This is a genomic window from Pseudobutyrivibrio sp. LB2011, assembly GCF_000701765.1.
GTDB classification, from domain to species: Bacteria; Bacillota; Clostridia; order Lachnospirales; family Lachnospiraceae; genus Pseudobutyrivibrio; species Pseudobutyrivibrio ruminis.
The window spans coordinates 439927-465512 of sequence record NZ_JNJS01000001.1; the positions used below are offsets into that span (position 1 = coordinate 439927).

Sequence of the window (25586 nt, forward strand, 5' to 3'; positions counted from 1 at the left end):
CACATCATTAAATATAATTTTTTAGGAGAGATGTAATATGAAAAAGAAATTAGCGTTAATGCTAGCAACAGTAACAGCAGTTGCAACAATTTTTACTGGATGCGGTGGAAAGGACATTTCTGGAAATTATGTTTCGGAAATCAAACTTGCTCAGTTTTCAAGTCAAGAGGATATGCAGGCATTAGCTGATGTAGGAATTAATGCTGGAGATATCACTATGGATGTGACATTAGAGTTATCAGATGACAACACATTCACAATGGCTTTTGATACTACAAGTTTCAAAGATCAGTTTTCTACACTTGTAGATGATAACATGGATACAATTATAGATAAGTCTTTAGAGTCAGAAGGTTATTCAAGATCAGATATTACTGATGAAGTTGCACAGTATGCTGGTTATGAAAGTGCCGATGCTTTGTTCGCAGATTTGGAGAACGAGATTAAAGGATCTTTAGATGATATATATTCTGGAATTGATGAGGAACTACAGGAATATTCGGTTTCAGGCGATTATAAAGTTAAGAAAGATTCAGTTGTCTTTGTAGTTAATGGTGAAGACGAATTGCTCTTAGATAAGGGCACTCTCAATGAAGATGGTTCTATCACAGTTAATTCAGAAAGCGATGGTACTGTAGTTAGCCTTGAATTTGAGTTACAGCAGTAGTATTTCTTACATATCGAAGGGAGAATGAAAATGTTTATCTTATTGGGAACAAAAGAAAAAACAAAAGTTATGACAGAAATGGAATCAACTGAGCTTTGCATGAACTGCAATAATGAAGTGAAGCATGCTGTAATCAGAAACAGATTGTATTTTACACTGTTTTTCATTCCAGTGCTTCCATTACACACACGTTATTCAGTTGTTTGTCCTGCTTGTACTTTTGAAAGAAAGATTAAGAAATCTGAGGCTAAGGCTTTCTGTAATCATATTGCAATGTCAGACAGCAGCTTTACATATGTTGAAAGCAAAAAGGAGGCCTAAATCATGATGGACAAAAAATACAGAAAGAAAAATGGCAAGGCTTACCGTGTGATTTGGTGTAATACTTTCAAGTTGGTTGCTGCAGTAATTTGCTTACTTATTACATTAGTTTGCTTAATTGGTGCTGCAATTATTCCAGCAGTTTTATTCTTAGCTTTAACCGTTCTTGAGTTTTATAGATATAACGAAATCAATAATGTGGCTGACAATATCCGAGAGTATGGAGTTTTGATGGTAAATCATCCAGAATACACTGTTTATGATTTTTCAAAGGCACTAAAAAGAGATACAGAAACAGTAAATAAAGACATCGAAAAAATGTTGAAAAAGAAAGTTTTGTTTGGTACTACAGATCAAACTAAGTTCACTCTTGATGATGATTTCAACCTTAGAATCTTATTACAGCAGAATGGTTGGGCTAGTGCAGTATTTGTAAATTAAAAATTAAAGTGGAATCTCTATGATTCCACTTTTTCTATAGATGGAGGGATATTGGTGCCTGGCGCCATTACACTGATGATTGAAAAATTAAAAGGATTACTAAGTCTAAAAGAAAGAATTACTAATAATAATTGGGAAAAAATAGAGAAGGAGCTAAATGTTATATTTCCATCCGATTATAAATTTTTTATTGATAATTATGGGGCTGGAGCAATTAACGATTTTTTATGGATTTTTTCACCATTTGAAGATAATAAAAATATCAATTCGTTAGATAGACTTTCAGAATTAGTTTATTATGACAATATTACTGATAATAAGAAGGCAGATAGCACAAAAAAAATAAACTACTATGATGGTAAAAGTGGTTTATTTCCTATAGGTGTATCAGATAATGGTGATGAAATTTTTATGGATTTCCAAGGAGATGATGTAAGTATAGAAGTATATGAAACCAGAGAACTTTCACCAATAGTATTTAATGTTTCGTTCTTGGAATTTTTGGTTGAAATATTAACAAATGATAGTTATAAAGATTTATTTGCTGAGGATTTTTTGCAAAGTAATAATTATTATAATTGGCAATAAAATCTAAGAAATAAGCGCCTGAAACCATTACATTGAGGTAATACGTAAAATGAATTTGATAGCACCAAAACACGTGTTAGATTATTGTATCATTGATGAACACGATGAGGTTTTTAAAGAATTAAAGCATTCATTAGAAGATGATTTTTCGTATGTATACAAAGTACGATGTAATTGCGGGAATACAAAATTTCTAGTTTATAGCGATGCTCATCCAAGTGTATATGCGAAATGCTCTTTATGTCACAAGATGATTGCGTTATATGATTTATCATATTATCCTTCTGCAGTAAAATTGGATAAAAAATATAGTCTTGAGAAAGTGCAAAAAGATGCTGTTCAAGTATACGTCAATTATGAGTATGATGACGAATATTTAACAGAGGATGATGTGGATTTTGATGTAAATGATATAACTTGGGCTAAAGTGTTCATTAATGAGAATGGTAACATTAAAAAAATATTGGATGACGAAACGGCTTAATTGAACGAAGGTTACAATATAGGGTGCCTGACACCAATGTGGAGTAAATGCATTCGAATGGAAGAAAAATAATGCTTTAAGGTTTTGGAATGAATGGAATTAAATGTCCATTCACAGTCGATCTAGACTTTGGGGGGCTTATAATGATTTTTAAAGAAATACAAATGGATATTCCATTTATAAACAATAAGTCTGGAAATAATAACATTGAAGAATATGAAAGAACATGGAAATGGAAAAGACGTCAGTTTCAATTAATGACACGTTGTATGACTTCAATGATTGAAAGACTTATACCAAGTATAAAAACAAAAGATTATTGGAAACTATTAATTGAATGTGTAAAGGATAATCCTGATACTGGTTATAAAAATATGCTTGGAGTGTGTGTAATTCAAATTCAGTTCGATATCGAAGGATTTTTCGAAATGGATGATATTGAAAAAAAGCAGTATGTCATTGAAAAAATCTTGCATACAATAGATTTGCTTTTAGAATATGGTTTTTTAGAACTAGAAGTAATTAAAGAGGCATGTAGAAGCATAATTAATAATCAATATGTAAATGAATGGTATTGGAAAAAACCGATAAAGAAAAAAAGCAACTCTGTTCAGGTAAAACTCGTCCATGATATTTATGAGATTAGTATTTTTATGGTTTTTAATCCTGATTCTGATTCTAAAGAAGAAAAACTTTTGCTTAAAGCACTTCCAGATGAATGGGATTATGGTAAATATTTGGGAAAACTGGAATGGATTACGGATAATAGAGCGCAGCTTGTAGGTAAAGATGGTGAAGTTTATAGTTGTGATTTATGATGTTATTATTTGACCACATTGGTGTCAGGCACCAATGTGGTCAACTTCGCGATAACTCAAGTAACTAGGTGCCTGACACTATTACAGAAATGTTACGATGTAATAAAGTTGTAAAGGCGACAGGCACTCTGTCTTAGGAGTGAGGTGATATTTTAAAAATGGATTATTTCAAGAACCTTGAAGAATATATTCGAAGTAAAAAATGGATATATACAAAAAAAGAGGAATATTTCCAAGAAAAAGTAGAATCATTAAAAGGAATTGCTTTGAATGATGAAGTAAAAGAAGTATATGAAAAGTATTCTACATACATAATTGATTGGAAAGATGCTAGTGGAAAAAATATCGGATATATTAATTTTATCTCTTCAACCAGATTTGATTATGAACATAAAGAATTGGTTGAAATGATGGAAGATATATATGATTTTGATGAAGATGAAGAGTCAATAGCAGAAGATATTATTTCTTGGTACCCAGTAGTTAAGTTTTTGAATGGGGATATGTTTTGTCTAGATGAGAGAGATGGGAAAATAAAATTTTTTGAGCATGATGTAGTTGATTCAGGTGTAAATCTTCATGGAATAACAATAGCGGATTCAATAAATGATTTATTCTATAAATGGAGCATGATACATTTTGCGGATGTATATTATTGGGAAAAATGTTGTGATGACCATGGAATAGATTTGACTTCTGAATACGTAAATCAATTTAAATGATTATTTTTAAAAGGGTTAGGCCTTCCTCTAGGCCTTTTCCTTTCATCCGGTTAATGACATCTTATCTGCTATGAAAGTAATTCAGGCACTCTGATCTTAAGTATTATTTCGCCAGGATAATACACTAATATTTTTGAAGTAGATGATTTTGATGGGCGTCATGACAGAGCATGTCACATTTCGCCCATTTAAATAGCTAAGTGGGAGGACTTAAGGTAATAATTGAGTAATATATTAAATGAAAGATGGATAACTAGATATAATAAGTTGTCAGAGAAAGTAAAAAACAGAATAGATTATTTTGACGACGAAGGTTATAAATCATATTCGTTAATCAAGGGTAAAGGGTCTAGAAAATATCCTGAAGTAGGTGACATGTTTGAAATTCATCCATCTGAGGATATAGATTTGTACGGCGTTGTTATCAATAATCATATTTCAAATATAAATGGCGATGATTTAATTTTGGTAGCTGTCTTAAAACCTGAAAGTGATATTGAAAAGATTGCTAAAATAGGAATCATAGCTGATGATTTATTATTACCACCACAGATGCTTGGGAAAGAGTATTGGACAAAAGGTTATTTTGTTAATGTGGGAAAGTGTTCTTCTAAAATTGATAAATATTGTTTTTATAGCGTAGGCAAGGACAAGATATTTAATGAATATGGTGAGAATGCAGAATTAGAGGCAATAGTTGGAATATTTGGTGTATCTACTATAATGGGATTTGGAATCAAAATTGCTAGAGAATTAATTCTAGATGAAAAAATGTAGAACTAGAAGATTTTAGTGCTTAACTCCATCACTAAATTTATCTTTTCTAGTAAGGGGGCAGGTACTACTTTGAGGTTTTATTATGACGGTAGATGAATTACTAATTATTTTGGACAATTTAGGGATACCTGAGAGAAGTTATTCCATAAATGCAAATTTGAAATCAGACATTCATGTTCTACGAAAGATTTCAGACGTTTGGGAATATTTTTATGTGGATGAACGTGGTGGACAGGATAATGACCATCGATTTTTTAAAACTGAGGATGAGGCAAGCAGATATCTATTAAAAGTACTCATAGAAGAACGTTAAAGAATATATGGGGCTGACGTTATTACATAATTGAGTAAACTTGCAATCGAACCAATGTGAATAGAGATTTTGTATGAAAAATAAAGAAGATATTATTAGAAGAGCAATTGTTTTGCTTGCATTATCAGACAGATGTGCTATGGAACGAAGAGTTATAGAAGGTATATCTCATCCTCTAGAAGAACGCGAAGTACAAAGATTAGCAATTAAGAATTGGCTGGATAAAAATGATTATTACAAGAATACTACAGCTGAAGAAAAAATGATTTTTGAGACTCAAGTTTTTGAGGAAACAAATGAAGAAATATTATTTAAGCAAAATGATTACGAATGTCTAGAACCTTTACTATGGAGTCTTGGACTAATAAGCAACCTTTCTGATTATGATGGATTTGTAGTGCAAGACTTTCATCAAGTGCTAGGTTTTGGAAGGAATCATTCATTGAAAGCGCTTATTGATAGTTGTGATCTGAAATCAAGAAGAGAGATTTTTGTACGAAGAGAAATATCAATGCTCTGGTATTGGCGATGTCTGGAATTGAGAAAAGACACAAAGGGGATTTCAAATGCTTTGGAATCAATTAGGCGAATATTTGGAGATGTTTATGCTGAAATGCTTACGAATGAAAAAGCATTTGATTTTTCAAAGAATGATTTCGTGATTAATGGAAAACAAGTGAGTGAATTAAATATTTATGAAGTTGAGCAATTATCTATAATAGCGGAAAAACGATTCTATGCTTTTGAATGGATTTGCACTGATTTTCAGTGGGATGATGTTGATTTAGTTTGTTAAGTTTTTTGAAGAGGTATTTTAGATTTTATTTCCTGCATTAATTATACATATTTACTTTTTGAAATTATTGGAATATAGGCGCCTGACGCCATAACAGAAATATTATTCTTGAAGAATAAAAGTACAGGAGCGAGGATGATAATATGATATTAAATATTAATTCGCCAGCATATTACACTAATGTTTTTGGAGTAGATGATGCAGTAAATGATTATTTTAATAAGCTTGCAGATTTTTTCAGGGATAAAAATTATGGTCAAACAGTTAATACTATTGGCATTGTACCTATAATTGCTCCTAAGAATGAAATTGAAAAAGGATTATGGAAAGAATACTGCAAGGTAGATGTAAAATATGATTATGCATCTATTAGCTTGCAAATTGACTATGATAAGTATATTGGCTCCAATGAAAAAGGCAAAATAAAATTACTAAGGGATAATATTGATAAATCCATAAATAAAATTTCTAGAAAGGCTAACATAAATTATATAGCTTTTATGGAAGATTTATTGTCAATTGAAATCTAGTGTGCTGTGTAACAAAAGATTCCTCTAATTTAAAGGCTGTTTGGCCGTGGGAACATGCTTAAATAGATTCGTTTAGGTTTAATACAGGATCTGTACCGCATTGATATTTTCAAAAGAAAGGCAATAAATGAGTAATATAGGTGAAGACAAAGTATATAATAAAATCTATGATCGTAATGATGTGTTATTGTGGGATGTAATTGAATTTCAAGATGATATTACTTTAAAAGTTAATATTATATCTACCAATTCGAAATATAAGCAAGGAATCAGGTTTGCTGTTGATTTTGGAAATGGTGTAATAGATATTAATGGATTTACTGGTAAAGAGTTCTACCTGATGGAAGATACCTGTCCGAAAGATGCGATAGTAAAAGTAAGTTCAGAAAAAGGGAAACTTAGTGTTTACAATGTGTATGAGAGGGCTGATGGAAATCTTCGTTCGTTAGGTGATTACAGTGGAATGCTTGTAAAACAAAATGGTAAGTGTAGAGAGTATAGATGTACCACCTCGAGTATCGACGATTTTAATACACTAGTTTTTTCTATAGAGACTATGTAGTTAGAAATGTAGGTGCCTGAACCAATGTGGTCATGTACTCCTTTTTAAGTATTAATTCGCCAGCATATTACATTAATAATTTTTGAAGTATATGATTATAATGGGCGTCACGACACGTATTTACTGAGATAGTGGAACTTTTACGTCCAAAGAAATATGTAAAATGGCTGTAATTTGGGCGGAGGTAACGTAAGCATAAGGGGATGCAGAGAAATGCGCCCAAATCGAAGGTTTTTAAACAAAGAATTGGGCGTAGCTGACGAATATATGGGGAGTATGTCATATTTGCGCCCATTTAAATAGCTAAGTGGGAAGACTGTAAGGGGGGAATAATGAGTCAAAATAAAACTAAAAGAGAATTTAATCCTTTTATACTGCTGATAATCATTCCGTTTCAGCTACTCTTTGATTATCTTGTTTTACATTTTACGCTTGAATTGGAATTGCATGGTAATCCAGATGCCCATGGGCATCCTACAGGTTTGATGACGGCAACAATGTTTATTTTTATGTCAGTGATAACGCTTGTTGTCATTATTCTAACGCTGTTTAGCATTATTATAATTTACATGGTCAGAAATAAGAGGATGAAAGCGATGGTGAATCAGTTGGTTAGATATAGAATGGTATTTACCGGTAGAGTGCAGGGAGTTGGTTTTAGATATACCGCTAATAATGCGGCCAACCAGCATCACCTTACTGGGTATGTGAAAAATGAATATGATGGCTCGGTTACTGTAGAGGTTCAGGGAGCTGAGGAAGCTATATACTTGTTTATTAAGTCGCTGGCTAATGATAGGTACATAGGAATTGACGATATGCAAAAGCAGCAGATTCCTATTGAAGCTGATGAAAGAGGCTTTATTGTACAGTATTAAATCAGGATGATGAATTGAACTTGCTATCATAGATTGTTAATGACAGGCATCTAGTCCATAAGGGCTAGGTGTTTTTTTATATTTAAGATAGAATTCACAAATTGTAGTTAGAATTACCTAACCATATGTGCTATTATTTTATTTAGATTGAAAAGGCTAGATAAGACAAGGAGGAGACAGGTGAATAAAGTATCTTTAAGAAATGTATCAAAGGTTTATAACGTGGGAGAAAAAGAGTTTCGAGCTTTGGACCATGTTGATTTAGACATTGAGGAAGGAAAATTTGTAGTAATACTTGGTCCGTCAGGAGCAGGAAAATCTACATTACTTAATCTTATTGGAGGAATGGATACTCCTTCTGAAGGAGAAGTAATTGTAAATGGGGAAAATATTACCGGATATTCGGAGAATAAGCTCAGCGATTTTAGAGCTAAATCGGTAGGCTTTATTTTCCAGTTTTACAATATTCTTCCTTCACTTACTGTAAAAGAAAATGTGGAGTTGATTAATGAAATTGTAAAAGATCATCTCGATGCGTCAGAAGCACTTCAGGATGTGGGATTATCAGAACACATGAATAAATTTCCAAATCAATTATCTGGTGGCGAACAGCAGCGTGTTTCTATCGCACGTGCTATTGCAAAGAATCCAGCACTTCTTTTATGCGATGAACCTACAGGCGCCCTTGATTCTCAAACAGGCGTAATGATTCTCAAGATTTTGAAAAAGCAAACTACAAAGGAAAGAGGTAATAATACAGTTATTATCGTTACCCATAATGCACTTATTGCAGATATCGCCGACGTTGTTATACGTGTAAAAAACGGCAAAATAAAGAGTGTAGAAGAGAATGCAAATCCAGCAAACATAGATGAGGTTCAATGGTAAAATGTTGAGAAAAAAATTATTAAGAGATATAAAGGAAAACTTGGGACAGTTCTTTACCATTTTTGCCATGATATTTTTGGCGATTATGGCATTTTCAGGTATCAATGCTTTTTCAGATGGATTGAAGTATTCTTCAGTAGAATTCTATGAAAAAAATAATATGCAGGATTTATGGTTGTATGGTGAAAACTTTTCCGAGGAAGATTTAGATAAAATCAAGGCGTTAGACAATGTAGCAGACGTGGAAAGATATCTCTCTATGCAGGGGTCGGTTGATGTAAAGAATAGTGAGAACTCTGAAATTGAGAATATTCAAGTCGAGTTGAATTTCCTGGATGCAGAGGATGATGAAAAGAATATTTCAACCATGTATTTAAGAGATGGTGAGGAATACAGCCCGGATAAAGATGGTGTTTGGGTTGGATATTATTTCGCTAAGGCCAGGGATATTCAAGTTGGAGATGAACTGACATTTTATGTAGAGGGCTATGAATTTACAGAGGTGGTTCGAGGAATTGTATCATCTCCAGATCACGTATATACGGTATCTGATCCTACTGTTATTTTCCAGGATGCTGCCGATTTTGGATGGGTCTATTTGTCCATGAATGAGTGTCCTATAGATTTTGGAATGGATGATTTCTACATCTATCCAAATGCTATAGTTGATGTGACAGGTGTAGCTCCTAATCCATATATTAATTCTAATGAGCTTGATGAATTTGAGAACAAGCTAAAGTCAGTAAAGAATGAGCTGTATGAGCTTGATGACATTTCTATAAGTGCAATCACTGGTAGAGATGTATGGCCATCTTATGAGACTTTAAAGGCAGAATCGGAGGAGGGTGATACCTACTCTGGCATGTTTACTGTATTGTTTGTTTTCATAGCAGGTCTTTCTGTTGTTACAACTATGAGTCGATTTGTAAAGAAACAGCGAGTGCAGATTGGAACATTGAAGGCTTTAGGATTTAGAAATAGAAAAGTTACAATGCATTATATTGCATATGGCTTTTGGGTAAGTTTAATTGCTGCAATTCTTGGAATTGTAATTGGTGGTCCTGTACTTGGTCAACCTTTCCTTAACATGGAGCTCTCTAGGTTTGATTTGCCAGACGCTCACAGATGTATTCTAAGTAAGAATTATATAGTTGCTTCTTTAATTGTTATCGTAATTACGATAATTACTTATTATTCAATAAAGAGTATTTTGAAGGAATCTGCAGCTCAAACGCTTAGACTTGAAGTTCCGCATATTAAGATTAAGGCAAAGGAAGGCGGCAAAGGGCTAAGCGCAAAATTGCCATTTTCCGTAAAATGGAATCTGAGGGATATTCTCAGAAGTAGATCAAGAAGTATCATGGCTATAGTTGGTGTTATGGGTTCTACACTTTTAATAGTGATGGCATTTGGCATGCAGGATTCACTTCAGCACTATCTTGTCTGGGAGTTTGATAAGATACAAGCATATAATTACAAGCTCAATCTTTCGGAAAATGTTTCAGATGAAAGATTGGATGAATTGTTTGATACATACGGAGATGCAACTAGTCAGACAGTTGCCATCGAATACAAGGATTCAGAGGGTAATATAGTAACTTCTTCTATTACTGTAAATGATTCAGATGGATATTTACGAGTATCTGACCATGATACGAACACTTATGATATTAATGATGGAATACCAGGAAACACAGATGGAGACGTAAATGAAGCTGGGGCGCTTTTTGCAACAGAAAAACTTCTTAAAGATAACGATTTTTCATTAGGAGATACAGTTAAATGGAGAATCATGGGGGAGGATGATTGGTATGAAACTAAGATTGTAGCCGCCTACAGAGATCCGCAGAGTCAACAGTTTTCTATGACAAGAGTAGCCTTTGAAGGCCTGGGCGAGGATTATGTTTGCGATACCATTTATACGAATGATGATCTTAGTGATTTAACCGACTCAGATATAGATGGAGTATCTACAATATCATCAATTGAATCATTGAAAGAGCAGATGAATGTTATGCTTGAGATGATAAGCAGTATGATAGTTTTATTAATCGCAATATCAGCTATCCTTGGGTTTATTATCATTTACAATATGGGAATCCTTGCACTTAGCGAGAAGATGTACCAGTTTGCAACGCTTAAGGTATTAGGCTTTAAGTTTAATAAACTGGCGCTTATTTACACCCAGCAAAATCTATGGCTTACCTTAGTAGGGATAATCCTTGGTTTACCACTGGGTTATGAATTTACTGATTGTATGTTTAAATATGCTATAGGTGACAATTACGATTTCTTTGCGAACATAGATATATCGGCCTATCTTATTGCAATAATAGGTACACTTTTAATCATGTTTGTTACAAGCATTGCTTTGTCTCGTAATCTTAAAAAGATAGATATGGTTGCAAGCCTCAAGGCCAATGAGTAAAATAATTGATAGCCCTATCATTTGCAAAGAACTATTTGTATATGATAGTCTAAAAGAAAAAATTAGGAGTTAATTAGTTTGGAAGATTTATATCAGGTTGGTTCAATTACACAGACTCATGGAATTAGAGGCGAGGTAAAGGTTTTTCCTCTTACAGACGATATTTCCAGATTTAAGAATATGAAGAATTTGCTTTTGGATGCAGGCAAGGAGGGCTATATCAGCCTTGAGGTTGAAAATGCTCGTCCACAGAAGAATCTTGTTATCCTTAAGTTCAAAGGCATTGATAATATCAATGATATTGAAAAATATAAGGGCCACGGCCTTTATGTGACAAAGGACAATCGCGTAGACCTTAAGGAGGATGAGTATTTCATCGCTGATCTTATTGGCTGTGAAGTTTATCTTGATTCTGATAAGGACAACAGATTTGGCACTATTTCTGATGTTATGGAAACAGGTGCTAATGATGTTTATGAGATTACCCTTGAAAGCGGCAAAACTGTTCTTGTCCCAGCTATCAAGGATTGCATCTTGGATGTAGATATCGAAGGACGCAGAATGGAAATTCATTTGATGGAAGGATTGATGGATTAATATGAAGTTTTATATTTTAACCCTTTTTCCAGAAATGATTGAGGATGCGTTAAATACCAGTATCCTTGGCCGTGCTAGCAAGGCTGGTTCTATTTCATTCGAAGCTATCAATATTCGTGATTACACCCTTGATAAGCATAAAAAGGTGGATGATTATCCATATGGCGGTGGTGCCGGCATGGTTATGCAGGCTCAGCCAATATACGACGCATATCAGGCAGTCTGCGAAAAGGCTGGTCACAAGGTTCATTGCATCTATTTGACACCACAGGGTAAGCTTTTTAAGCAGCCAGATGCAAAGACACTTGCTTTAAAAGAAGATATTTGTTTACTTTGCGGACATTACGAGGGCATCGATGAAAGAGTACTTGAGGAAATCGTTGATGAGTACTATTCAATCGGTGACTATGTACTTACTGGCGGTGAGCTTCCATCACTTGTTATGATTGATGCTATTTCACGTATGGTTCCAGGAGTACTTACAAACTCAGAATCAGGAGAGGATGAATCTTTAGAAAACAATCTTTTGGAGTATCCTCAGTATTCTAGGCCAGAGGTTTGGAACGATAGACGAGTTCCAGCTATTCTTTTATCAGGTGATCATGCAAAGGTTGATGCGTGGAGACATGAGCAATCAATTGAGCGCACAAAAGAGCGTAGGCCTGATTTATATGCTAAATATTTGGAAAATGATTGTTGATTATTATAAACAACCATGTTATTATAAATGAGTTGCAAAAAAGAGATGTTCCGCTGTTATTCAATAGGGAATATTAAGAATGTCGCTAAATTTGGAGGAATTAAAATGAACGCAAACGAGATTATCAGAAACATTGAAGCTGCCGAGCTTAAGGCAGAAGTACCTGAGTTTCAGGTAGGTGACACAGTAAAGGTTTACGGCCGTATCGTTGAAGGTAACCGTACTCGTACACAGGTATTCGAGGGTACAGTTATTAAGAGACAGGGTGGAAGCAACCGTGAGACATTCACAGTTCGTAAGTCATCAAACGGCGTAGGCGTTGAAAAGACTTGGCCACTTCACAGCCCTAACGTTGAGAAGATCGAAGTAGTTAGAAAAGGTAAAGTTCGTAGAGCTAAGCTATTCTACCTCAGAGAGCTCACAGGTAAGAAGGCAAAGGTTAAGGAGAGAATCTAATCTCGGAATCCACTGGAACAGTCACTTTATTGTGACTGTTCTTTATTTTTAGACTAAAGTGCGGTATATTTATACTAAAGATTTAAAGGGATTTTTGTATGCTTTTATCAATTAAACGATTATTTAATAAAACCTTTCATCGTAGAAACGATGGACTTAATTTTAGAAGACGCCGCAAGAAAATAAATTTCGATAAAGTAAGATACGTTTTGATATTTTTGCTGGAATTAGTACTTGTAATTGGCTTGGCTTTTGGTGTTGTTACAGCATTCGGCAAACAGGTAGAATGTTCCAATGCATCTATGGAGCCAACCTATCAAACATCCGATATATTACTTGTAAACACTATTGCTTACAAGTTTTCTGAGCCTGAGGCAGGGGATGTTATCGCATTCAAGCCAAAGTCTAATGTTAATGCTAGCTACAGCGTAAAGCGTGTTATCGCAGTGCCAGGGGATACTATCTATATCAGCAATGGCCGTATCTACATCAATGATGAATTATACAAAGAAAATCTTGATGTGGAGCGCATAGAAAATCCAGGTATTGCAGCGACTCCAATTACACTTTTGGATGATCAGTATTTTGTACTGGGAGATAATCGTAATTCTTCTGAGGATTCACGTTATGAAAGTGTTGGCTTTGTTACCAACGAAGATATTTTAGGCAAGGTTTGGGCTAAATACCCATTCTAACGAGAGGTGAATATGGAATTTCAATGGTATCCAGGGCATATGACCAAAGCAAAGCGTCAGATGCAGGAGGATATAAAACTTATAGATTTGGTTATCGAGGTTATCGATGCTAGATGTCCTATATCTAGCCGAAATCCTGATATAAATGGGCTTGCTAATGGCAAGCTTCGTCTTGTGCTTTTAAACAAATCTGATCTTGCAGATAAATCTGTTAATCAGAAATGGATTTCTTATTTCAAGGATCAGGGCTTTTATTGTGTTGAGCTTGATTCTCGTGATAGAAAGAACATGAAGGGAGTTCAGGCCACACTTGATGAGGTCTGTGCTGCAAAGTTTGAAAAGGACAGAAAGCGTGGTATTAAGAATCGTCCTGTTAGAGCGATGGTTGTAGGTATTCCTAATGTTGGAAAATCCACATTTATCAATTCATTCGCAGGTAAGGCCGTTGCTAAAACTGGCAACAAGCCAGGTGTTACAAAGGGTAAGCAATGGATTAAGCTTAATAAATCAGTGGAGCTTCTTGATACACCAGGTATCCTTTGGCCAAAGTTTGAGGATAATACTGTTGGCTTACATTTAGCATTTATCGGCTCTATCAATGATGCAATCATCGAAACCAGAGAGCTTGCGATGGAGCTTGCAGATTTTATCAAAGAGACATATCCAGGAGCATTAGCTGCTCGTTATGAAATAAATGAAGATTTAGTTAATCACGAAATTATTACTGAAATCGCCCTCAAGAGAAACTTCTTGAAAAAGGGCTCAGAGCCAGATTTCGACAAGGCTGCTTCAGTTTTAATAGATGAATTTAGAAATGGTAGTCTAGGAAAAATTTCACTTGAAAGGCCATAAGCATGAAGGTTATCGACTTTAACGAGGAAGAGCAAGAAATCAAAAGAGACATCGAAAGGGCTAGACAGAATATCAAAGAAGTAGAAGACTTGTCGGACTTCGATTCAAAGCCTAAAAAAGAAAAAAAGAAAAAGAAGGATGATGAGGAAGAACCTCTTACCAAAGCATCAGTAGCTAAGGAAGTCATTAGCGTTATCATAAATGTACTGGTGTGCTTTGGCGTCGTTTTTCTAATTACTCATTTTGTAGGACAGCGTACGGTAGTTAGTGGGTCATCCATGGAAGATACTTTGTCAGATGGTGACAATCTTATCGTTGACAAAATCAGCTATCGCTTCAATGATCCTGAGCGTTTTGATGTAGTTGTTTTCCCACCTAAATACGAGGAGGACACATATTATATTAAGCGTATCATCGGCTTACCAGGTGAGGTAGTTAGCATAGATAGCGAAGGCACTATTTACATCAATGGCCAGGTTCTTGATGAGCAATACGGCACAGATGTTATTATGAATGCTGGTCTTGCTAGCAGCGAAATTCTTCTTGGACCTGATGAATACTTTGTTCTAGGAGATAATCGAAACAACAGTACTGACTCACGTTTTGATGCTGTTGGAAATGTTAAAGGTGAAGACATCGTGGGCAGAGCTTGGCTTAGAGTTTACCCATTTAACTCATTTGGACTTGTAGAGAATATAGAATAGACATGAGCGAAAAGAAGATTTCAGAAATTCAAAAAGAATATAAAGAGACTAGCGAGCTTTTACTTCCAGATTTCATTGAGGAATACATTAATGATGGCCGTCCAGGTGTTTCGAAAATTATTGGCATGGCCCAGAAGCGTATGGAAAAGCTTCGCATAGAGCGTGAACGTATCGAGCACCTCAAGGAATTTGAGAATCAATATTGGCCAGAGTTTGATTATATCGGCGGTATTGACGAAGTCGGCAGAGGTCCACTTGCAGGACCTGTCGTCACAGCTTGCGTTGTTTTACCAAAGGATTGCAGTATCCTTTATATCAACGATTCCAAAAAGCTTTCAGCCTCAAAAAGAGATGAATTATACGAAATCATTATGAAAGAGGCTGTCTCTGTAGGAATTGGTGTATGCTCAGAGCAGCGCATAGATGAAATCAACATTCTTCAAGCTACATACGAAGCAATGCGTCAGGCTATTTCGGAATGCTCTGTAGAGCCACAGGTATTGTTAAATGATGCAGTGACCATACCTGAGGTAAAGATAAAACAAGTTCCAATTATCAAGGGTGATGCTAAATCAATATCTATCGGCGCAGCCAGCATTATTGCAAAGGTTACCAGGGATAGAATGATGGTTGAATACGACAGCATTTATCCGGAATATCATTTTGCATCTAACAAGGGATACGGTAGCGCAGAGCATATCGAGGCTCTCAAGAAATACGGCCCTTGTCCAATTCATAGAAGATCCTTCATAGGAAACTTTGTATAATTAGGTGAATTATGAACATTAACACTGGACTGAATCCTTACAACTCAAATTATGTTAACGGAGCTGACATGACAAAGCTTAGTCAGAGTCAGTCCCTTACGGGCTCAGTAACTGACAACCTCAAGGAAGGCGAGGTTTTTGAGGGCTCTGTTAATTCGATTGACAATGGCAAGGTTACAATTGGGCTTGCCAACGGTCAGACTATGACAGCTCGTTTGGATGCAGGAGTGAGCCTTACTCCTGGTCAGTCAGTGTTTTTTGAAGTAAAAAGCAACGATGGGAATCTTATACAAATTCGTCCAGTTTCTCTCACTAGTCTAGATGCTAATCCTACACTTCTAAAAGCTTTGGATATGGCCAATTTGGCTGCTACAGAGCGTACAATCAACATGGTTAACTCAATGATGCAGAATTCTATGTCTGTCAGCCCTGAGAATTTGACAGCTATGAATCGTGCTATGATTAATAATCCAGGGGTGGATATTCAGACTCTTGTAACCATGTCTAAATCAAATCTTCCGATTACACCTGAAAACGTCAGCATGTTCCAAAACTATGCTAATGACAAGGCTGTGCTATCGGATAATTTTGATGTGATTTCAGATATGCTTCACGAGATAATGACTAGCAGCGAGGTATCTACTGGAGATGTAATTGGCATTAATAATGCTATTAGAGATATATTTGTTAACACTAATGAGGTTATTGCTGCAGAAGCTACTGCTGAGGTAGAAAGTGCTCCTGTAGTTGCTGATAACAACACAGCTGCTGTTACAGACAACACTACTAATGTCACAAATAATCCAGCTGCTGCCACAGAAAATGCCACTGTTATAGAAGCTGGCCAGCAACCTCAGATAAATGGGCAGGCTATCGCTGAACAGGCGTTGAATCCTAATCAGGTTCAGTCTGGCATGGTGGAGACTGAAGCTATTATTTCTAATCAGACGGAAAGCACCGCTGTTAATCAGGCTCAAGTTATGGAAAATGAGCTTGGTACACAGGTTTTAAATACATTTGCATCTGAAAAACAGATTGATTCATTTAATACTATATTGAATACTCTGCCAGATTTTCCAAAGGATAATCATGAGATTTTTGCTGAAAACGGCACTCTCAAGGCAGATGCAGATATGAATCAGGTTTTCAGGGAAATCACTGATTATCTTAATAATCATCCTGATATTCCTAAGCAGACACTCAATGATATTATGGGAGCGCCTTTATATAAAGGACTTCTTAAAAATATAATTACAAATAGTTTTGCTATGGAGCCAAAAGAGGTTACAAAGCCGGGCGAGATTTCAAAGCTATATGAAAGAGTTTTGAAGCAGACGGAGGCCTTAGAACGTCTTGTGGCAAACTTTAATAATAAGGCTGCAGACACAATCAAAACTCAGACATCTCAGATTAAGCAGAATGTTAACTTTATGAATTCTGCAAATGAAATGTACAATTTCATCCAGATTCCGCTGAAGATGTACAATCAGAACACTGATAGTATGCTTTATGTTCGCCAGAACAAAAAGGCATCTTATGAGCAGGGCGAGGAAATCACTGCATTTCTTCACTTTGATATGGAGTATTTAGGTTCTACAGATGTTTTTATTAGTTTGAAAGAGTCCAAGGTTGGTTGCAAATGGAATCTAGCTAGCGAAGATTCTATGAAGCTTATTGAGGACAATTTAGATATTCTTACTGAACGACTTGCCAAGAAAGGTTTCTCAGTCACATCTGAAGTAACCTGTGGTGAGCCGAAGAAAAACTTTGTAGAGGATTTTCTTGGGGCTGCGCCAGTATCTACTGAAAACACAGCAGAGGGCATGGTTCACAGATATAGCTTTGATATGAGGGCATAATTATGGCAGAAGAAAAGACATTTGATAAAAACAAAACTGCTGTTGCCCTTTCTTACGAGGCTGGAGATACAGCACCAAAGATTTTGGCTTCAGGAAAGGGCTATGTGGCTGAGCAAATCATCGAAGAGGCAAAGAAGGCGGATGTGCCTTTTTACCAGGATAATGAATTGGCTCAGACACTTAGCAAACTAAATATTGGTGATGCAATCCCACCAGAGTTATACGAGGTTGTTGCGGAGATTTTGGTCTTTGTAAATGATATGGAAAAGATTAAATCAAAGCTAGGTTAGAATTGAGGTTTTATTGAATTACAGAACGCAAGGAAATGATTTTGAAAAGCTGGCAGCTGACTATCTGAAGCGTCAAGGAATGTCTATTCTCAAAATGAATTTTTATTGTAAAATGGGAGAGGTAGATATTATTGCAAAGGATGGCAGCTACTTAGTTTTTGTAGAAGTAAAATATAGAAAATCTGCTGCAAGAGGCACCGGCTTTGAGGCAGTTAACTTTAATAAAATGCGTAAGATTTCTAGAGTCGCAGATTTTTATATGTATAGTCGTCACATGGATGGCGGCACAAGTGTTAGGTTTGATGTTATTGCAATTGAGGAAGGACATTTAAAGCATATTAAAAATGCTTTTGAGTATATACCAGTATGTTAAATTCAAGTCATAAAATTGCTCAGGTAAGTGAAGGCAGCCCGGCAGATAGGGCGGGACTTATTCCTGGGGATATAATCACAAAAATTAATAATGCAGAGCTCGTTGATATTTTTGATTATCATTATTATTCAGATGATGCTGATATCACTGTTGAGCTCCTCCATGAGGATGGGACTACCTCTTCAGTTTTTGTTGAGAAGGAAGAGGGAGAAGACCTTGGCGTAATTTTCTGTAATGGTCTTATGGATGATTACAAATCATGCTCAAATAAATGTGCATTTTGCTTCATCGATCAAATGCCACCAGGCATGCGAGAGACTCTTTACTTTAAGGATGACGATACACGTCTTTCATTTTTACAGGGTAACTATGTTACTTTGACAAATATGAAGATGGCTGATTTAGATCGTATCATTGCTTATAAGCTTGGTCCAATCAATATATCTGTTCACGCAACTAATCCTGAGCTTAGAGTGAAGCTTCTTCACAACCGATTTGCAGGAGATATTCTTGATAAGATTCGCAAGCTTTATGAAGCAGAAATACCTATGAATGCACAGGTTGTTTCCTGCCCAGGTCTTAATGATGGACCAGAATTGGATAGAACAATTTCTGATTTGATGGAGTTTGCGCCTGTCATGAGCTCTATGTCAGTAGTGCCTGTTGGTGTCACAAAGTTCAGAGATGGACTTTTCCCACTTCGCACCTACACACCTGAGGAAGCTGGCAAGGTAATCGACCAAATTGAGCATTGGCAGCAGATAGCAATGGAACGCTTTGGAAATCATTTTGTGCAAGCATCTGATGAGTGGTATATTCTTGCAGGCAGACCACTTCCAGAGGCTGATAGATACGATGGTTTTATTCAGCTCGAAAATGGTGTTGGAATGCTTAGGCTTCTTCATGAAGAGGTTTTAGATGCCCTTGAGGATATTAAAAAGCCTTTATTTATGAAAAAGCGCCATGTGACAATCGCAACAGGAAAGCTTGCAGCTCCATTTATGCGTCAGCTTGCAGATTTGATTACAGAAAAGTTCAATCGTGTTACTGTTGATGTTGTGGCAATTACAAACGAATTTTTCGGAGAAGAAATTACTGTTTCTGGATTAATTACAGGACAGGATTTAATAAAACAGCTTTCAAATAGAGAGCTTGGAGATAGTTTATTATTGTCTTGTACAATGCTTAGAAGTGGCGAGGAAGTATTCCTTGATGACATCACTTTATCTGAGCTTGAGTCGGCTTTACAAGTCAAAACTCGTATAGTACAATCAGACGGGCGTGATTTAGTTTACGCCATAATCGGACATTAGAAAGAGGTATAATATGGCAAGACCAGTAGTGGCCATCGTAGGTCGCCCTAACGTTGGTAAATCCACATTATTTAATGCGCTCGCTGGAGAGCGAATTTCAATTGTAAAAGACACCCCTGGTGTTACAAGAGATAGAATATATGCAGATATTTCATGGTTAAATTACGATTTTACTATGATTGATACAGGCGGTATAGAGCCAGATTCAAAGGATATCATCTTATCACAGATGCGTGAGCAGGCTCAGATTGCTATTGATACAGCAGATGTTATCGTATTCCTTGTTGATGTAAAGCAAGGTCTTCAGGATAGCGATTCAAAGGTTGCAGATATGCTTAGACGTAGCCACAAGCCAGTTGTTCTTGTTGTTAACAAGGTAGACAGCTTTGAGCGTGATATGGCTGATGTTTACGAGTTCTACAATCTTGGTATTGGTGATCCAATCGCTATTTCAGCATCTTCGCGTCTTGGTTTTGGTGATATGCTTGATGTTGTTTGCAGCTATTTCCCAGAGCCTACAGAAAACGAAGAAGAGGATGATACACCACGTATAGCAGTTATCGGAAAGCCAAATGTTGGTAAATCATCACTTATTAATAAGCTTTGCGGTGAAGAGCGTGTTATCGTTTCTGATATTGCAGGTACCACACGTGATGCTGTAGATACAAAGGTTCGTTACAATCACAAGGATTACATCTTTATCGATACAGCAGGACTTCGTCGTAAGAGCAAAATCAAAGAGGACCTTGAACGCTATTCAATAGTTCGTGCTGTTGCTTCTGTTGAAAAGGCAGATGTTGTTATCATCATGATTGATGCTACAGAAGGTGTTACTGAGCAGGATGCTAAAATCGCTGGTATCGCTCATGAGCGTGGAAAGGGTATCATCATCTGCGTCAACAAATGGGATGCTATCGAAAAGAACGATAAAACAATGAAGGAGCATGAGACAAAGATTCGTCAGATTCTTTCATTTATGCCATATGCATCAATTCTCTTTATTTCTGTTAAGAGCGGTCAGCGCCTTGGCAAAATCTACGAGACAATCGATGCAGTTATTGAAAACAACTCAATGCGTATAGCTACAGGTGTTCTTAACGAAATCGTATCTGAGGCAGTTGCACTTCAGCAGCCACCTACAGACAAGGGCAAGCGCCTTAAGATATACTACACTACTCAGGTTGCAGTTAAGCCACCTACATTCGTTATCTTTGTAAACGAGAAATACCTGATGCATTTCTCTTACGTTAGATACTTGGAAAACAGAATCAGAGATGCCTTTGGTTTTGAAGGTACATCTTTAAAATTTATCATTAGAGAGAGAAAGGAAAACGAATAATGGTTGTTTTGGGGAGAATTTTAGCTTTACTTATTGGCTATTGTTTTGGAATGATTTTGATGGGATACCTCATCGGTAAATCTAAGAATATTGATTTAACAAAGGTTGGTAGTGGTAATGTTGGTTCTACTAACACCATGAGAACTCTTGGAGTTCCTGCAGGTCTTGCTACACTTGCTTGGGACTGCCTTAAGTGCGTAGTAGCGGTATTTTTTGTTTGGCTGATTTTTGGACGTTTTGTAGAAAACGTTAACATTTACATGGTATATGCAGGCCTTGGCTGTGTGCTTGGTCATGATTTCCCATGTTACATGCATTTTAAAGGTGGAAAGGGCGTTGCATCTACACTCGGTTTTATTATCGCACTTTTCCCAATGGGACTTCCAATTCCAGCCTGTGTATTTATAGCGATTGTTGCACTTACTCGCTATGTATCACTTGGTTCTATCATTGGTGAGCTTTCATTTGCAATCGAGATGCTTATCGGTGCCAAGATGGGACTTTTAGATGGCAAATTTGAAGGAGCACAGCTTAAGGAAGCACTTGTTATTTGCTGCCTTGTTTCTGCACTTTCAATTGCACTTCATCATGCAAATATTGGACGTCTAATCAATGGAAAAGAGAACAAATTCTCATTCCATCCAGAAACGAGGGCATAATGGCAAGAATTAGTGTTTTAGGTGCAGGAAGCTGGGGTATAGCCCTTGCTGTAATGCTTAACAAAAATGGTCATGAAGTAGAGGTTTGGTCACATCGTCAGTCACAGGTTGATCAGATGAATGACACTCATACCAGTGACAAAATAAAGGGAGTTAAGCTTCCAGAATCTATGAAGTTTACTGCAGATATTGAGTCTGCAGCAAAGTTCGCTGATGTTATTTTGATGGCTGTTCCATCAAAAGCAACTAGAGAGACAGCTGAAAAGATTAAATCCTTTGTTAATCCAAATCAGATTTTCATTACAGTTACAAAGGGTATTGAGGAAGATACTCTTTTTACACAGACAGAAATTCTGGAGGATGTGCTAGGAAAGGATAAACGTATATGCGTATTATCTGGCCCAAGCCATGCTGAGGAGGTTGTTGTATTCAAGCCTACACTTGTAGTTGCTGGTTCAACAGACCGTCAGACAGCGCTTTTTGTTCAGAATCTTTTCATGAACAAATATTTCAGAGTATATTCATCACCAGATGTTAAGGGTATAGAGGTTGGTGCTGCGTTGAAAAACGTTATCGCACTTGCTGCTGGTATGTCAGATGGCCTTGGTTTTGGCGACAATGCAAAGGCTGCTCTTATTACTCGTGGTATCAAGGAAATCTCTGCACTTGCAGTTGCAATGGGTGGCCAGGCTGAGACATTATCAGGTCTTACAGGTGTCGGTGATTTGATTGTTACATGCTCATCTATTCATTCTAGAAACAGAATGGCTGGTTACTACATTGGCCAGGGTATGAGCAAGGATGAGGCTATGGAAAAGGTCGCCATGGTTGTAGAAGGCGTATATTCTGCAAAGGCGGCAAAGAAGCTTGCAGAAAAATACAATATCGAAATGCCTATCGTAGATATCGTAAATGCGGTTCTTTTCGATGGACTTGCTGCAAAGGATGCAGTATATGAGCTGATGACTCGTTCTAAGAAGGATGAAACATCAGATTTAGAGTGGGAGTGTTGTGGTGTTTAAAAGATGCAAGGAATGGTTACACTTCTTCGGTGTAACCTTTTTTATTTTAGGAATAATTTGCCTGATTCTCTGTGGGATCCAGATAGTTGGATTTATTATAAATAGCTCATCATCCAAGGCTTCCAAGGCAGATGGTTTTACAATTGAAGCTTATGAAGTGAATCTTGATGTGGATGACAATAATAAAATTCACGTTACTGAAGATATTACTGTAAATTTCTATGAAGATGGGCATCATGGTATTTTTCGTTTTATTCCAGAATGGCTCAAGTATACCTCAAAAGACAAGAAAACTATGTCAAGAAAGGGTGAAATTACTAACCTTGAGTGCGAAAACGAAGAATATACAGTTGATAACATTCATGGAAAGAAGCGAATCAAAATAGGAAGTGCTTATTATACTTTAGATGAAGGTTATTATGACTACGTAATATCCTACGATTATGATATGGGTGGCGATGTTTACAAGGGCTTTGATGAGTTGATTTTTCATGCTTTTGGCGATTATTGGGGCACTGAAATCAATGGAGCTAAGGTTAATATCACTTTGCCTAAGGATATTGATTCATCCAGCAAAGTGTCATTCTTTGCGGACAAAAAGCGTAAGAAAGATATTTCTTCCCAAGTAGATTACACAGTTGATGGTAATACCATTACAGCAGTGGTTTCTAAGGATTATCATCTAAATGGAGCACTCACTGTTGATGTTGAATTGCCGGATGGGTACTTCACAGATTCTACAGTTAATTATAAGAGCCTTGCCTTTAGACTATGTCTGATTTGCCTGGCCAGTGTTTTAATTAGCTTTTTCTTCTGGAATAAAAATAAAGATAGCGATTTGTTTGATGGCGAATATGTTTCTGGGACAGCTCCTGGTGGCCTTGAAGCTGTTGAAATGGGTTATATCTACCAGGGAAGTGGACAGCTTCTTCTGGTAACTGTAATTATTCAGCTTGCTGCCAAAGGGTATATACGTATTAAGAACCCTAGTAGTAAAACAAAATTAAAGATTCATAAAGTAAATACAAGTATTGGTAATATGACTGAAGCAGAGAAGCTTGTATATGAAGGGCTTTTCCAAAATGGTTCTGAGGTGAACCCAGCAGAGGATAAAAGTGTTCGTAAGCTAAATGGTAAGCTTTGCAAAATGTTAGAAGCGAAGTTTGATTCTCAAATTTACAATATTACATCTTACGTAGAGTTTTTTATATCTAGCTTTCTGTTTTTTGCTTCCTGTGTAGCTTGGGGATTTGCCTATATTAAGTCGGAGGATATGGATCCGACTCTTAGATGGTTCTTTTTGCCTGCATTCCTTGCAATTATAGCTATAGGATTTTTTGCAGCTAATACGCCTAAAAAGAGTGCCTATGGCGAAGAGTTGCAAGCTAGAGTTGAAGCATATAAGGATTATCTTTCTGGAATAAAAAAGACAGATTTAGAGGCAAAGATTAAGGAAGACCCTGATTATTTTGATGAGATTCTTCCATACGCTTTTATTCTGGGTATATCCAAAAAGCTCGTACAGAAATATGATTACACTGCAGATGCAACAAACAGATATCGAAAGTATACAGATAATATAACAAGCTCTGTGTATTATACAGATACATATACAAGCAGCAGTTCTAGCTCTGGTTCTAGCTCAGGATGTGGCGGCGGATGCTCATCTTGTGGTGGTGGATGTTCTTCTTGCGGCGGAGGCGGCTCATGGTAAGAGAATTTGTATTGCAATGGCATATCAGTGAAAGCTGCAATCTTAAATGCTTACATTGTTATCAAGAAGGTCATGTACCCGTTTCACTTAATAGTGAGCAGCTTTTGGGTATTTTAAATCAATACAGACAGCTTCTTAAGGAGCAGAAAATCAAAGGACATATTAATATAACAGGAGGGGAACCACTGTGTTCTCCTCATTTTTTTGAGCTCTTAGAAGAATTTAAGAAGGATAGTGATTTATATAGTTTCTCGATTCTTACAAATGGCACTCTTATCACGGATGAGATAGCAAAAAGGATTGCCAGTTATGGCCCAGAATATGTTCAGGTGAGCCTGGAAGGCAGCAAGAAAACTAACGACTACATAAGAGGCAAGGGCGTTTATTCTAAAGTGGCAAAGGCTGTAAAGCTGCTGAGAAAATACAATGTTTATGTTTCTTTGTCTTTTACTGCAACGGCTCTCAATTATAAAGAGCTGCCAAACGTTGTAAAGTTTGCAAAAAGATATGGAGTGGACACTGTATGGTCGGATAGATATATTCCATTGAATTCTCCAGAGGTTAACCTTTGCATGAATAAAGAGCAAACGAAAGAGTACCTTGATATGATCACAAGGGAGAGCTTTGCACTAAGAAGACAGGGCTGTAAAACAGAAGTTGCACTATATCGTGCACTGCAATTTTTAAAGACAAATAATCTGCCTTATTCCTGCACAGCCGGGAATACTCTTTTGACTGTTATGGAAAATGGAGATTTAGTACCTTGCAGGCGTATGCCAATTGTGGTGGGAAATCTACTTGCTGACAATATGCTTGATCTTTACAACAACTCTGACGTGTTAAAGTCGCTTAGAGCAGATACAATCCCTGATGACTGTAGTGATTGCGATTACAGCTCATTTTGCAAGGGCGGCTTGAAATGTCTTACATATGCCACCTATGGTGATTTAAATCATAAAGATGTAGGGTGTTATTATGACTAAATTGTGAAACTTTATTTTGTGGTACAGAAGTCTATTGACTACTAGATAAT

At 36.5% G+C, this 25586-nt stretch carries 31 protein-coding genes; all 31 read left to right on the top strand.

What is annotated here, in order from left to right; translation table 11 throughout:
• Positions 1–37: 37 nt before the first annotated feature.
• The 31 genes from T375_RS01960 (at position 38) to T375_RS02115 (ending at position 25536) form a co-directional block, all read left to right on the top strand.
• Positions 38–667 carry a hypothetical protein gene (locus T375_RS01960; protein ID WP_044934246.1) on the top strand — a complete coding sequence of 210 codons (630 nt, stop codon included), beginning with the start codon at positions 38–40 and terminating at the stop codon, positions 665–667.
• A gap of 30 nt (positions 668–697) precedes the next feature.
• Complete coding sequence (locus tag T375_RS01965) at positions 698–988, top strand: zinc-ribbon domain-containing protein (RefSeq protein WP_044934250.1); 291 nt, start codon at positions 698–700, stop codon at positions 986–988.
• A 3-nt stretch (positions 989–991) separates the two neighbouring features.
• On the top strand, positions 992–1429 hold the full coding sequence (locus tag T375_RS01970) for a hypothetical protein (RefSeq protein ID WP_044934253.1): 438 nt from the start codon (positions 992–994) through the stop codon (positions 1427–1429).
• Between the two features lie 75 nt (positions 1430–1504).
• A complete protein-coding gene (locus tag T375_RS13060) occupies positions 1505–2017 on the top strand; it encodes an SMI1/KNR4 family protein (RefSeq protein WP_155952394.1) in 513 nt (170 codons plus the stop codon).
• A 49-nt stretch (positions 2018–2066) separates the two neighbouring features.
• Positions 2067–2501: a hypothetical protein gene (locus T375_RS01980; RefSeq protein WP_044934256.1), complete on the top strand. Its 435-nt coding sequence runs from the start codon at positions 2067–2069 to the stop codon at positions 2499–2501.
• Positions 2502–2644: 143 nt separating this feature from the next.
• Positions 2645–3319 carry a hypothetical protein gene (locus T375_RS01985; RefSeq protein ID WP_044934259.1) on the top strand — a complete coding sequence of 225 codons (675 nt, stop codon included), beginning with the start codon at positions 2645–2647 and terminating at the stop codon, positions 3317–3319.
• Positions 3320–3477: 158 nt separating this feature from the next.
• Entirely contained in the window at positions 3478–4041 is a 564-nt protein-coding gene (locus tag T375_RS01990; protein ID WP_044934262.1) for a hypothetical protein, read from the top strand.
• A 222-nt stretch (positions 4042–4263) separates the two neighbouring features.
• Positions 4264–4818: a hypothetical protein gene (locus tag T375_RS01995; RefSeq protein ID WP_044934264.1), complete on the top strand. Its 555-nt coding sequence runs from the start codon at positions 4264–4266 to the stop codon at positions 4816–4818.
• Between the two features lie 82 nt (positions 4819–4900).
• A complete protein-coding gene (locus tag T375_RS02000; protein ID WP_044934267.1) occupies positions 4901–5131 on the top strand; it encodes a hypothetical protein in 231 nt (76 codons plus the stop codon).
• Between the two features lie 73 nt (positions 5132–5204).
• Positions 5205–5927, top strand: coding sequence for a DUF4272 domain-containing protein (locus T375_RS13065; RefSeq protein WP_049960243.1), 723 nt, complete (start codon positions 5205–5207; stop codon positions 5925–5927).
• A 143-nt stretch (positions 5928–6070) separates the two neighbouring features.
• On the top strand, positions 6071–6457 hold the full coding sequence (locus T375_RS02015; RefSeq protein WP_044934270.1) for an Imm44 family immunity protein: 387 nt from the start codon (positions 6071–6073) through the stop codon (positions 6455–6457).
• 127 nt (positions 6458–6584) lie between these two features.
• The gene (locus T375_RS02020; protein ID WP_044934273.1) at positions 6585–7019 is read left to right on the top strand and encodes a hypothetical protein; all 435 of its coding nucleotides are present in this window, start codon (positions 6585–6587) and stop codon (positions 7017–7019) included.
• 332 nt (positions 7020–7351) lie between these two features.
• Positions 7352–7897 carry an acylphosphatase gene (locus T375_RS13865; RefSeq protein WP_330371723.1) on the top strand — a complete coding sequence of 182 codons (546 nt, stop codon included), beginning with the start codon at positions 7352–7354 and terminating at the stop codon, positions 7895–7897.
• Between the two features lie 180 nt (positions 7898–8077).
• Complete coding sequence (locus T375_RS02030) at positions 8078–8785, top strand: ABC transporter ATP-binding protein (RefSeq protein WP_044934276.1); 708 nt, start codon at positions 8078–8080, stop codon at positions 8783–8785.
• A 1-nt stretch (position 8786) separates the two neighbouring features.
• Positions 8787–11213, top strand: coding sequence for an FtsX-like permease family protein (locus T375_RS02035; RefSeq protein ID WP_044934278.1), 2427 nt, complete (start codon positions 8787–8789; stop codon positions 11211–11213).
• A 78-nt stretch (positions 11214–11291) separates the two neighbouring features.
• Positions 11292–11810 (top strand): ribosome maturation factor RimM, encoded by a 519-nt coding sequence (gene rimM, locus T375_RS02040; RefSeq protein WP_044934282.1) that lies wholly within the window; start codon positions 11292–11294, stop codon positions 11808–11810.
• Between the two features lies 1 nt (position 11811).
• Positions 11812–12510 carry a tRNA (guanosine(37)-N1)-methyltransferase TrmD gene (gene trmD, locus T375_RS02045; protein WP_033154037.1) on the top strand — a complete coding sequence of 233 codons (699 nt, stop codon included), beginning with the start codon at positions 11812–11814 and terminating at the stop codon, positions 12508–12510.
• Between the two features lie 105 nt (positions 12511–12615).
• Positions 12616–12966: a 50S ribosomal protein L19 gene (gene rplS, locus T375_RS02050; protein ID WP_033154038.1), complete on the top strand. Its 351-nt coding sequence runs from the start codon at positions 12616–12618 to the stop codon at positions 12964–12966.
• A 98-nt stretch (positions 12967–13064) separates the two neighbouring features.
• Positions 13065–13661 (top strand): signal peptidase I, encoded by a 597-nt coding sequence (gene lepB, locus T375_RS02055; protein WP_044934285.1) that lies wholly within the window; start codon positions 13065–13067, stop codon positions 13659–13661.
• 12 nt (positions 13662–13673) lie between these two features.
• Positions 13674–14513 carry a ribosome biogenesis GTPase YlqF gene (gene ylqF / locus T375_RS02060; RefSeq protein ID WP_044934288.1) on the top strand — a complete coding sequence of 280 codons (840 nt, stop codon included), beginning with the start codon at positions 13674–13676 and terminating at the stop codon, positions 14511–14513.
• Between the two features lie 185 nt (positions 14514–14698).
• Positions 14699–15217, top strand: coding sequence for a signal peptidase I (lepB, locus tag T375_RS02065; RefSeq protein WP_044934971.1), 519 nt, complete (start codon positions 14699–14701; stop codon positions 15215–15217).
• A 2-nt stretch (positions 15218–15219) separates the two neighbouring features.
• Positions 15220–15984 (top strand): ribonuclease HII, encoded by a 765-nt coding sequence (locus tag T375_RS02070; RefSeq protein WP_044934291.1) that lies wholly within the window; start codon positions 15220–15222, stop codon positions 15982–15984.
• A gap of 11 nt (positions 15985–15995) precedes the next feature.
• The gene (locus tag T375_RS02075) at positions 15996–17843 is read left to right on the top strand and encodes a flagellar hook-length control protein FliK (RefSeq protein WP_044934293.1); all 1848 of its coding nucleotides are present in this window, start codon (positions 15996–15998) and stop codon (positions 17841–17843) included.
• A gap of 2 nt (positions 17844–17845) precedes the next feature.
• Positions 17846–18133: an EscU/YscU/HrcU family type III secretion system export apparatus switch protein gene (locus T375_RS02080; RefSeq protein ID WP_033154042.1), complete on the top strand. Its 288-nt coding sequence runs from the start codon at positions 17846–17848 to the stop codon at positions 18131–18133.
• Positions 18134–18146: 13 nt separating this feature from the next.
• Complete coding sequence (locus T375_RS02085; RefSeq protein WP_033154043.1) at positions 18147–18506, top strand: YraN family protein; 360 nt, start codon at positions 18147–18149, stop codon at positions 18504–18506.
• The gene (locus T375_RS02090) at positions 18500–19819 is read left to right on the top strand and encodes a radical SAM protein (RefSeq protein ID WP_044934296.1); all 1320 of its coding nucleotides are present in this window, start codon (positions 18500–18502) and stop codon (positions 19817–19819) included. Before T375_RS02085 ends, T375_RS02090 begins: the two co-directional genes overlap by 7 nt.
• Positions 19820–19832: 13 nt before the next feature.
• On the top strand, positions 19833–21158 hold the full coding sequence (der, locus tag T375_RS02095) for a ribosome biogenesis GTPase Der (protein WP_044934299.1): 1326 nt from the start codon (positions 19833–19835) through the stop codon (positions 21156–21158).
• Positions 21158–21817 carry a glycerol-3-phosphate 1-O-acyltransferase PlsY gene (gene plsY / locus T375_RS02100; protein ID WP_049960244.1) on the top strand — a complete coding sequence of 220 codons (660 nt, stop codon included), beginning with the start codon at positions 21158–21160 and terminating at the stop codon, positions 21815–21817. Before der ends, plsY begins: the two co-directional genes overlap by 1 nt.
• A complete protein-coding gene (locus tag T375_RS02105) occupies positions 21817–22839 on the top strand; it encodes an NAD(P)H-dependent glycerol-3-phosphate dehydrogenase (RefSeq protein ID WP_044934302.1) in 1023 nt (340 codons plus the stop codon). The genes plsY and T375_RS02105 overlap by 1 nt, the downstream gene beginning before the upstream one ends.
• A complete protein-coding gene (locus T375_RS02110) occupies positions 22832–24553 on the top strand; it encodes a DUF2207 domain-containing protein (protein ID WP_044934305.1) in 1722 nt (573 codons plus the stop codon). The genes T375_RS02105 and T375_RS02110 overlap by 8 nt, the downstream gene beginning before the upstream one ends.
• On the top strand, positions 24547–25536 hold the full coding sequence (locus T375_RS02115; protein WP_044934308.1) for a radical SAM/SPASM domain-containing protein: 990 nt from the start codon (positions 24547–24549) through the stop codon (positions 25534–25536). Before T375_RS02110 ends, T375_RS02115 begins: the two co-directional genes overlap by 7 nt.
• Positions 25537–25586: the final 50 nt, after the last annotated feature.

What these genes read in the sequence shown, in the direction of transcription:
- T375_RS01970 (WP_044934253.1), top strand. Translation starts at nt 992, where the DNA reads ATGATGGACAAAAAATACAGAAAGAAAAATGGCAAGGCTTACCGTGTG.
- T375_RS02070 (WP_044934291.1), top strand. Translation starts at nt 15,220, where the DNA reads ATGAGCGAAAAGAAGATTTCAGAAATTCAAAAAGAATATAAAGAGACT.
- T375_RS01960 (WP_044934246.1), top strand. Translation starts at nt 38, where the DNA reads ATGAAAAAGAAATTAGCGTTAATGCTAGCAACAGTAACAGCAGTTGCA.
- T375_RS13060 (WP_155952394.1), top strand. Translation starts at nt 1,505, where the DNA reads ATGATTGAAAAATTAAAAGGATTACTAAGTCTAAAAGAAAGAATTACT.
- T375_RS01990 (WP_044934262.1), top strand. Translation starts at nt 3,478, where the DNA reads ATGGATTATTTCAAGAACCTTGAAGAATATATTCGAAGTAAAAAATGG.
- T375_RS02090 (WP_044934296.1), top strand. Translation starts at nt 18,500, where the DNA reads ATGTTAAATTCAAGTCATAAAATTGCTCAGGTAAGTGAAGGCAGCCCG.
- T375_RS02015 (WP_044934270.1), top strand. Translation starts at nt 6,071, where the DNA reads ATGATATTAAATATTAATTCGCCAGCATATTACACTAATGTTTTTGGA.
- T375_RS01980 (WP_044934256.1), top strand. Translation starts at nt 2,067, where the DNA reads ATGAATTTGATAGCACCAAAACACGTGTTAGATTATTGTATCATTGAT.
- der (WP_044934299.1), top strand. Translation starts at nt 19,833, where the DNA reads ATGGCAAGACCAGTAGTGGCCATCGTAGGTCGCCCTAACGTTGGTAAA.
- T375_RS02105 (WP_044934302.1), top strand. Translation starts at nt 21,817, where the DNA reads ATGGCAAGAATTAGTGTTTTAGGTGCAGGAAGCTGGGGTATAGCCCTT.
- T375_RS02080 (WP_033154042.1), top strand. Translation starts at nt 17,846, where the DNA reads ATGGCAGAAGAAAAGACATTTGATAAAAACAAAACTGCTGTTGCCCTT.
- T375_RS01965 (WP_044934250.1), top strand. Translation starts at nt 698, where the DNA reads ATGTTTATCTTATTGGGAACAAAAGAAAAAACAAAAGTTATGACAGAA.
- trmD (WP_033154037.1), top strand. Translation starts at nt 11,812, where the DNA reads ATGAAGTTTTATATTTTAACCCTTTTTCCAGAAATGATTGAGGATGCG.
- T375_RS02075 (WP_044934293.1), top strand. Translation starts at nt 15,996, where the DNA reads ATGAACATTAACACTGGACTGAATCCTTACAACTCAAATTATGTTAAC.
- T375_RS13065 (WP_049960243.1), top strand. Translation starts at nt 5,205, where the DNA reads ATGAAAAATAAAGAAGATATTATTAGAAGAGCAATTGTTTTGCTTGCA.
- T375_RS13865 (WP_330371723.1), top strand. Translation starts at nt 7,352, where the DNA reads ATGAGTCAAAATAAAACTAAAAGAGAATTTAATCCTTTTATACTGCTG.
- lepB (WP_044934285.1), top strand. Translation starts at nt 13,065, where the DNA reads ATGCTTTTATCAATTAAACGATTATTTAATAAAACCTTTCATCGTAGA.
- T375_RS02035 (WP_044934278.1), top strand. Translation starts at nt 8,787, where the DNA reads ATGTTGAGAAAAAAATTATTAAGAGATATAAAGGAAAACTTGGGACAG.
- plsY (WP_049960244.1), top strand. Translation starts at nt 21,158, where the DNA reads ATGGTTGTTTTGGGGAGAATTTTAGCTTTACTTATTGGCTATTGTTTT.
- rplS (WP_033154038.1), top strand. Translation starts at nt 12,616, where the DNA reads ATGAACGCAAACGAGATTATCAGAAACATTGAAGCTGCCGAGCTTAAG.
- T375_RS01985 (WP_044934259.1), top strand. Translation starts at nt 2,645, where the DNA reads ATGATTTTTAAAGAAATACAAATGGATATTCCATTTATAAACAATAAG.
- T375_RS02020 (WP_044934273.1), top strand. Translation starts at nt 6,585, where the DNA reads ATGAGTAATATAGGTGAAGACAAAGTATATAATAAAATCTATGATCGT.
- ylqF (WP_044934288.1), top strand. Translation starts at nt 13,674, where the DNA reads ATGGAATTTCAATGGTATCCAGGGCATATGACCAAAGCAAAGCGTCAG.
- T375_RS02115 (WP_044934308.1), top strand. Translation starts at nt 24,547, where the DNA reads ATGGTAAGAGAATTTGTATTGCAATGGCATATCAGTGAAAGCTGCAAT.
- T375_RS02000 (WP_044934267.1), top strand. Translation starts at nt 4,901, where the DNA reads ATGACGGTAGATGAATTACTAATTATTTTGGACAATTTAGGGATACCT.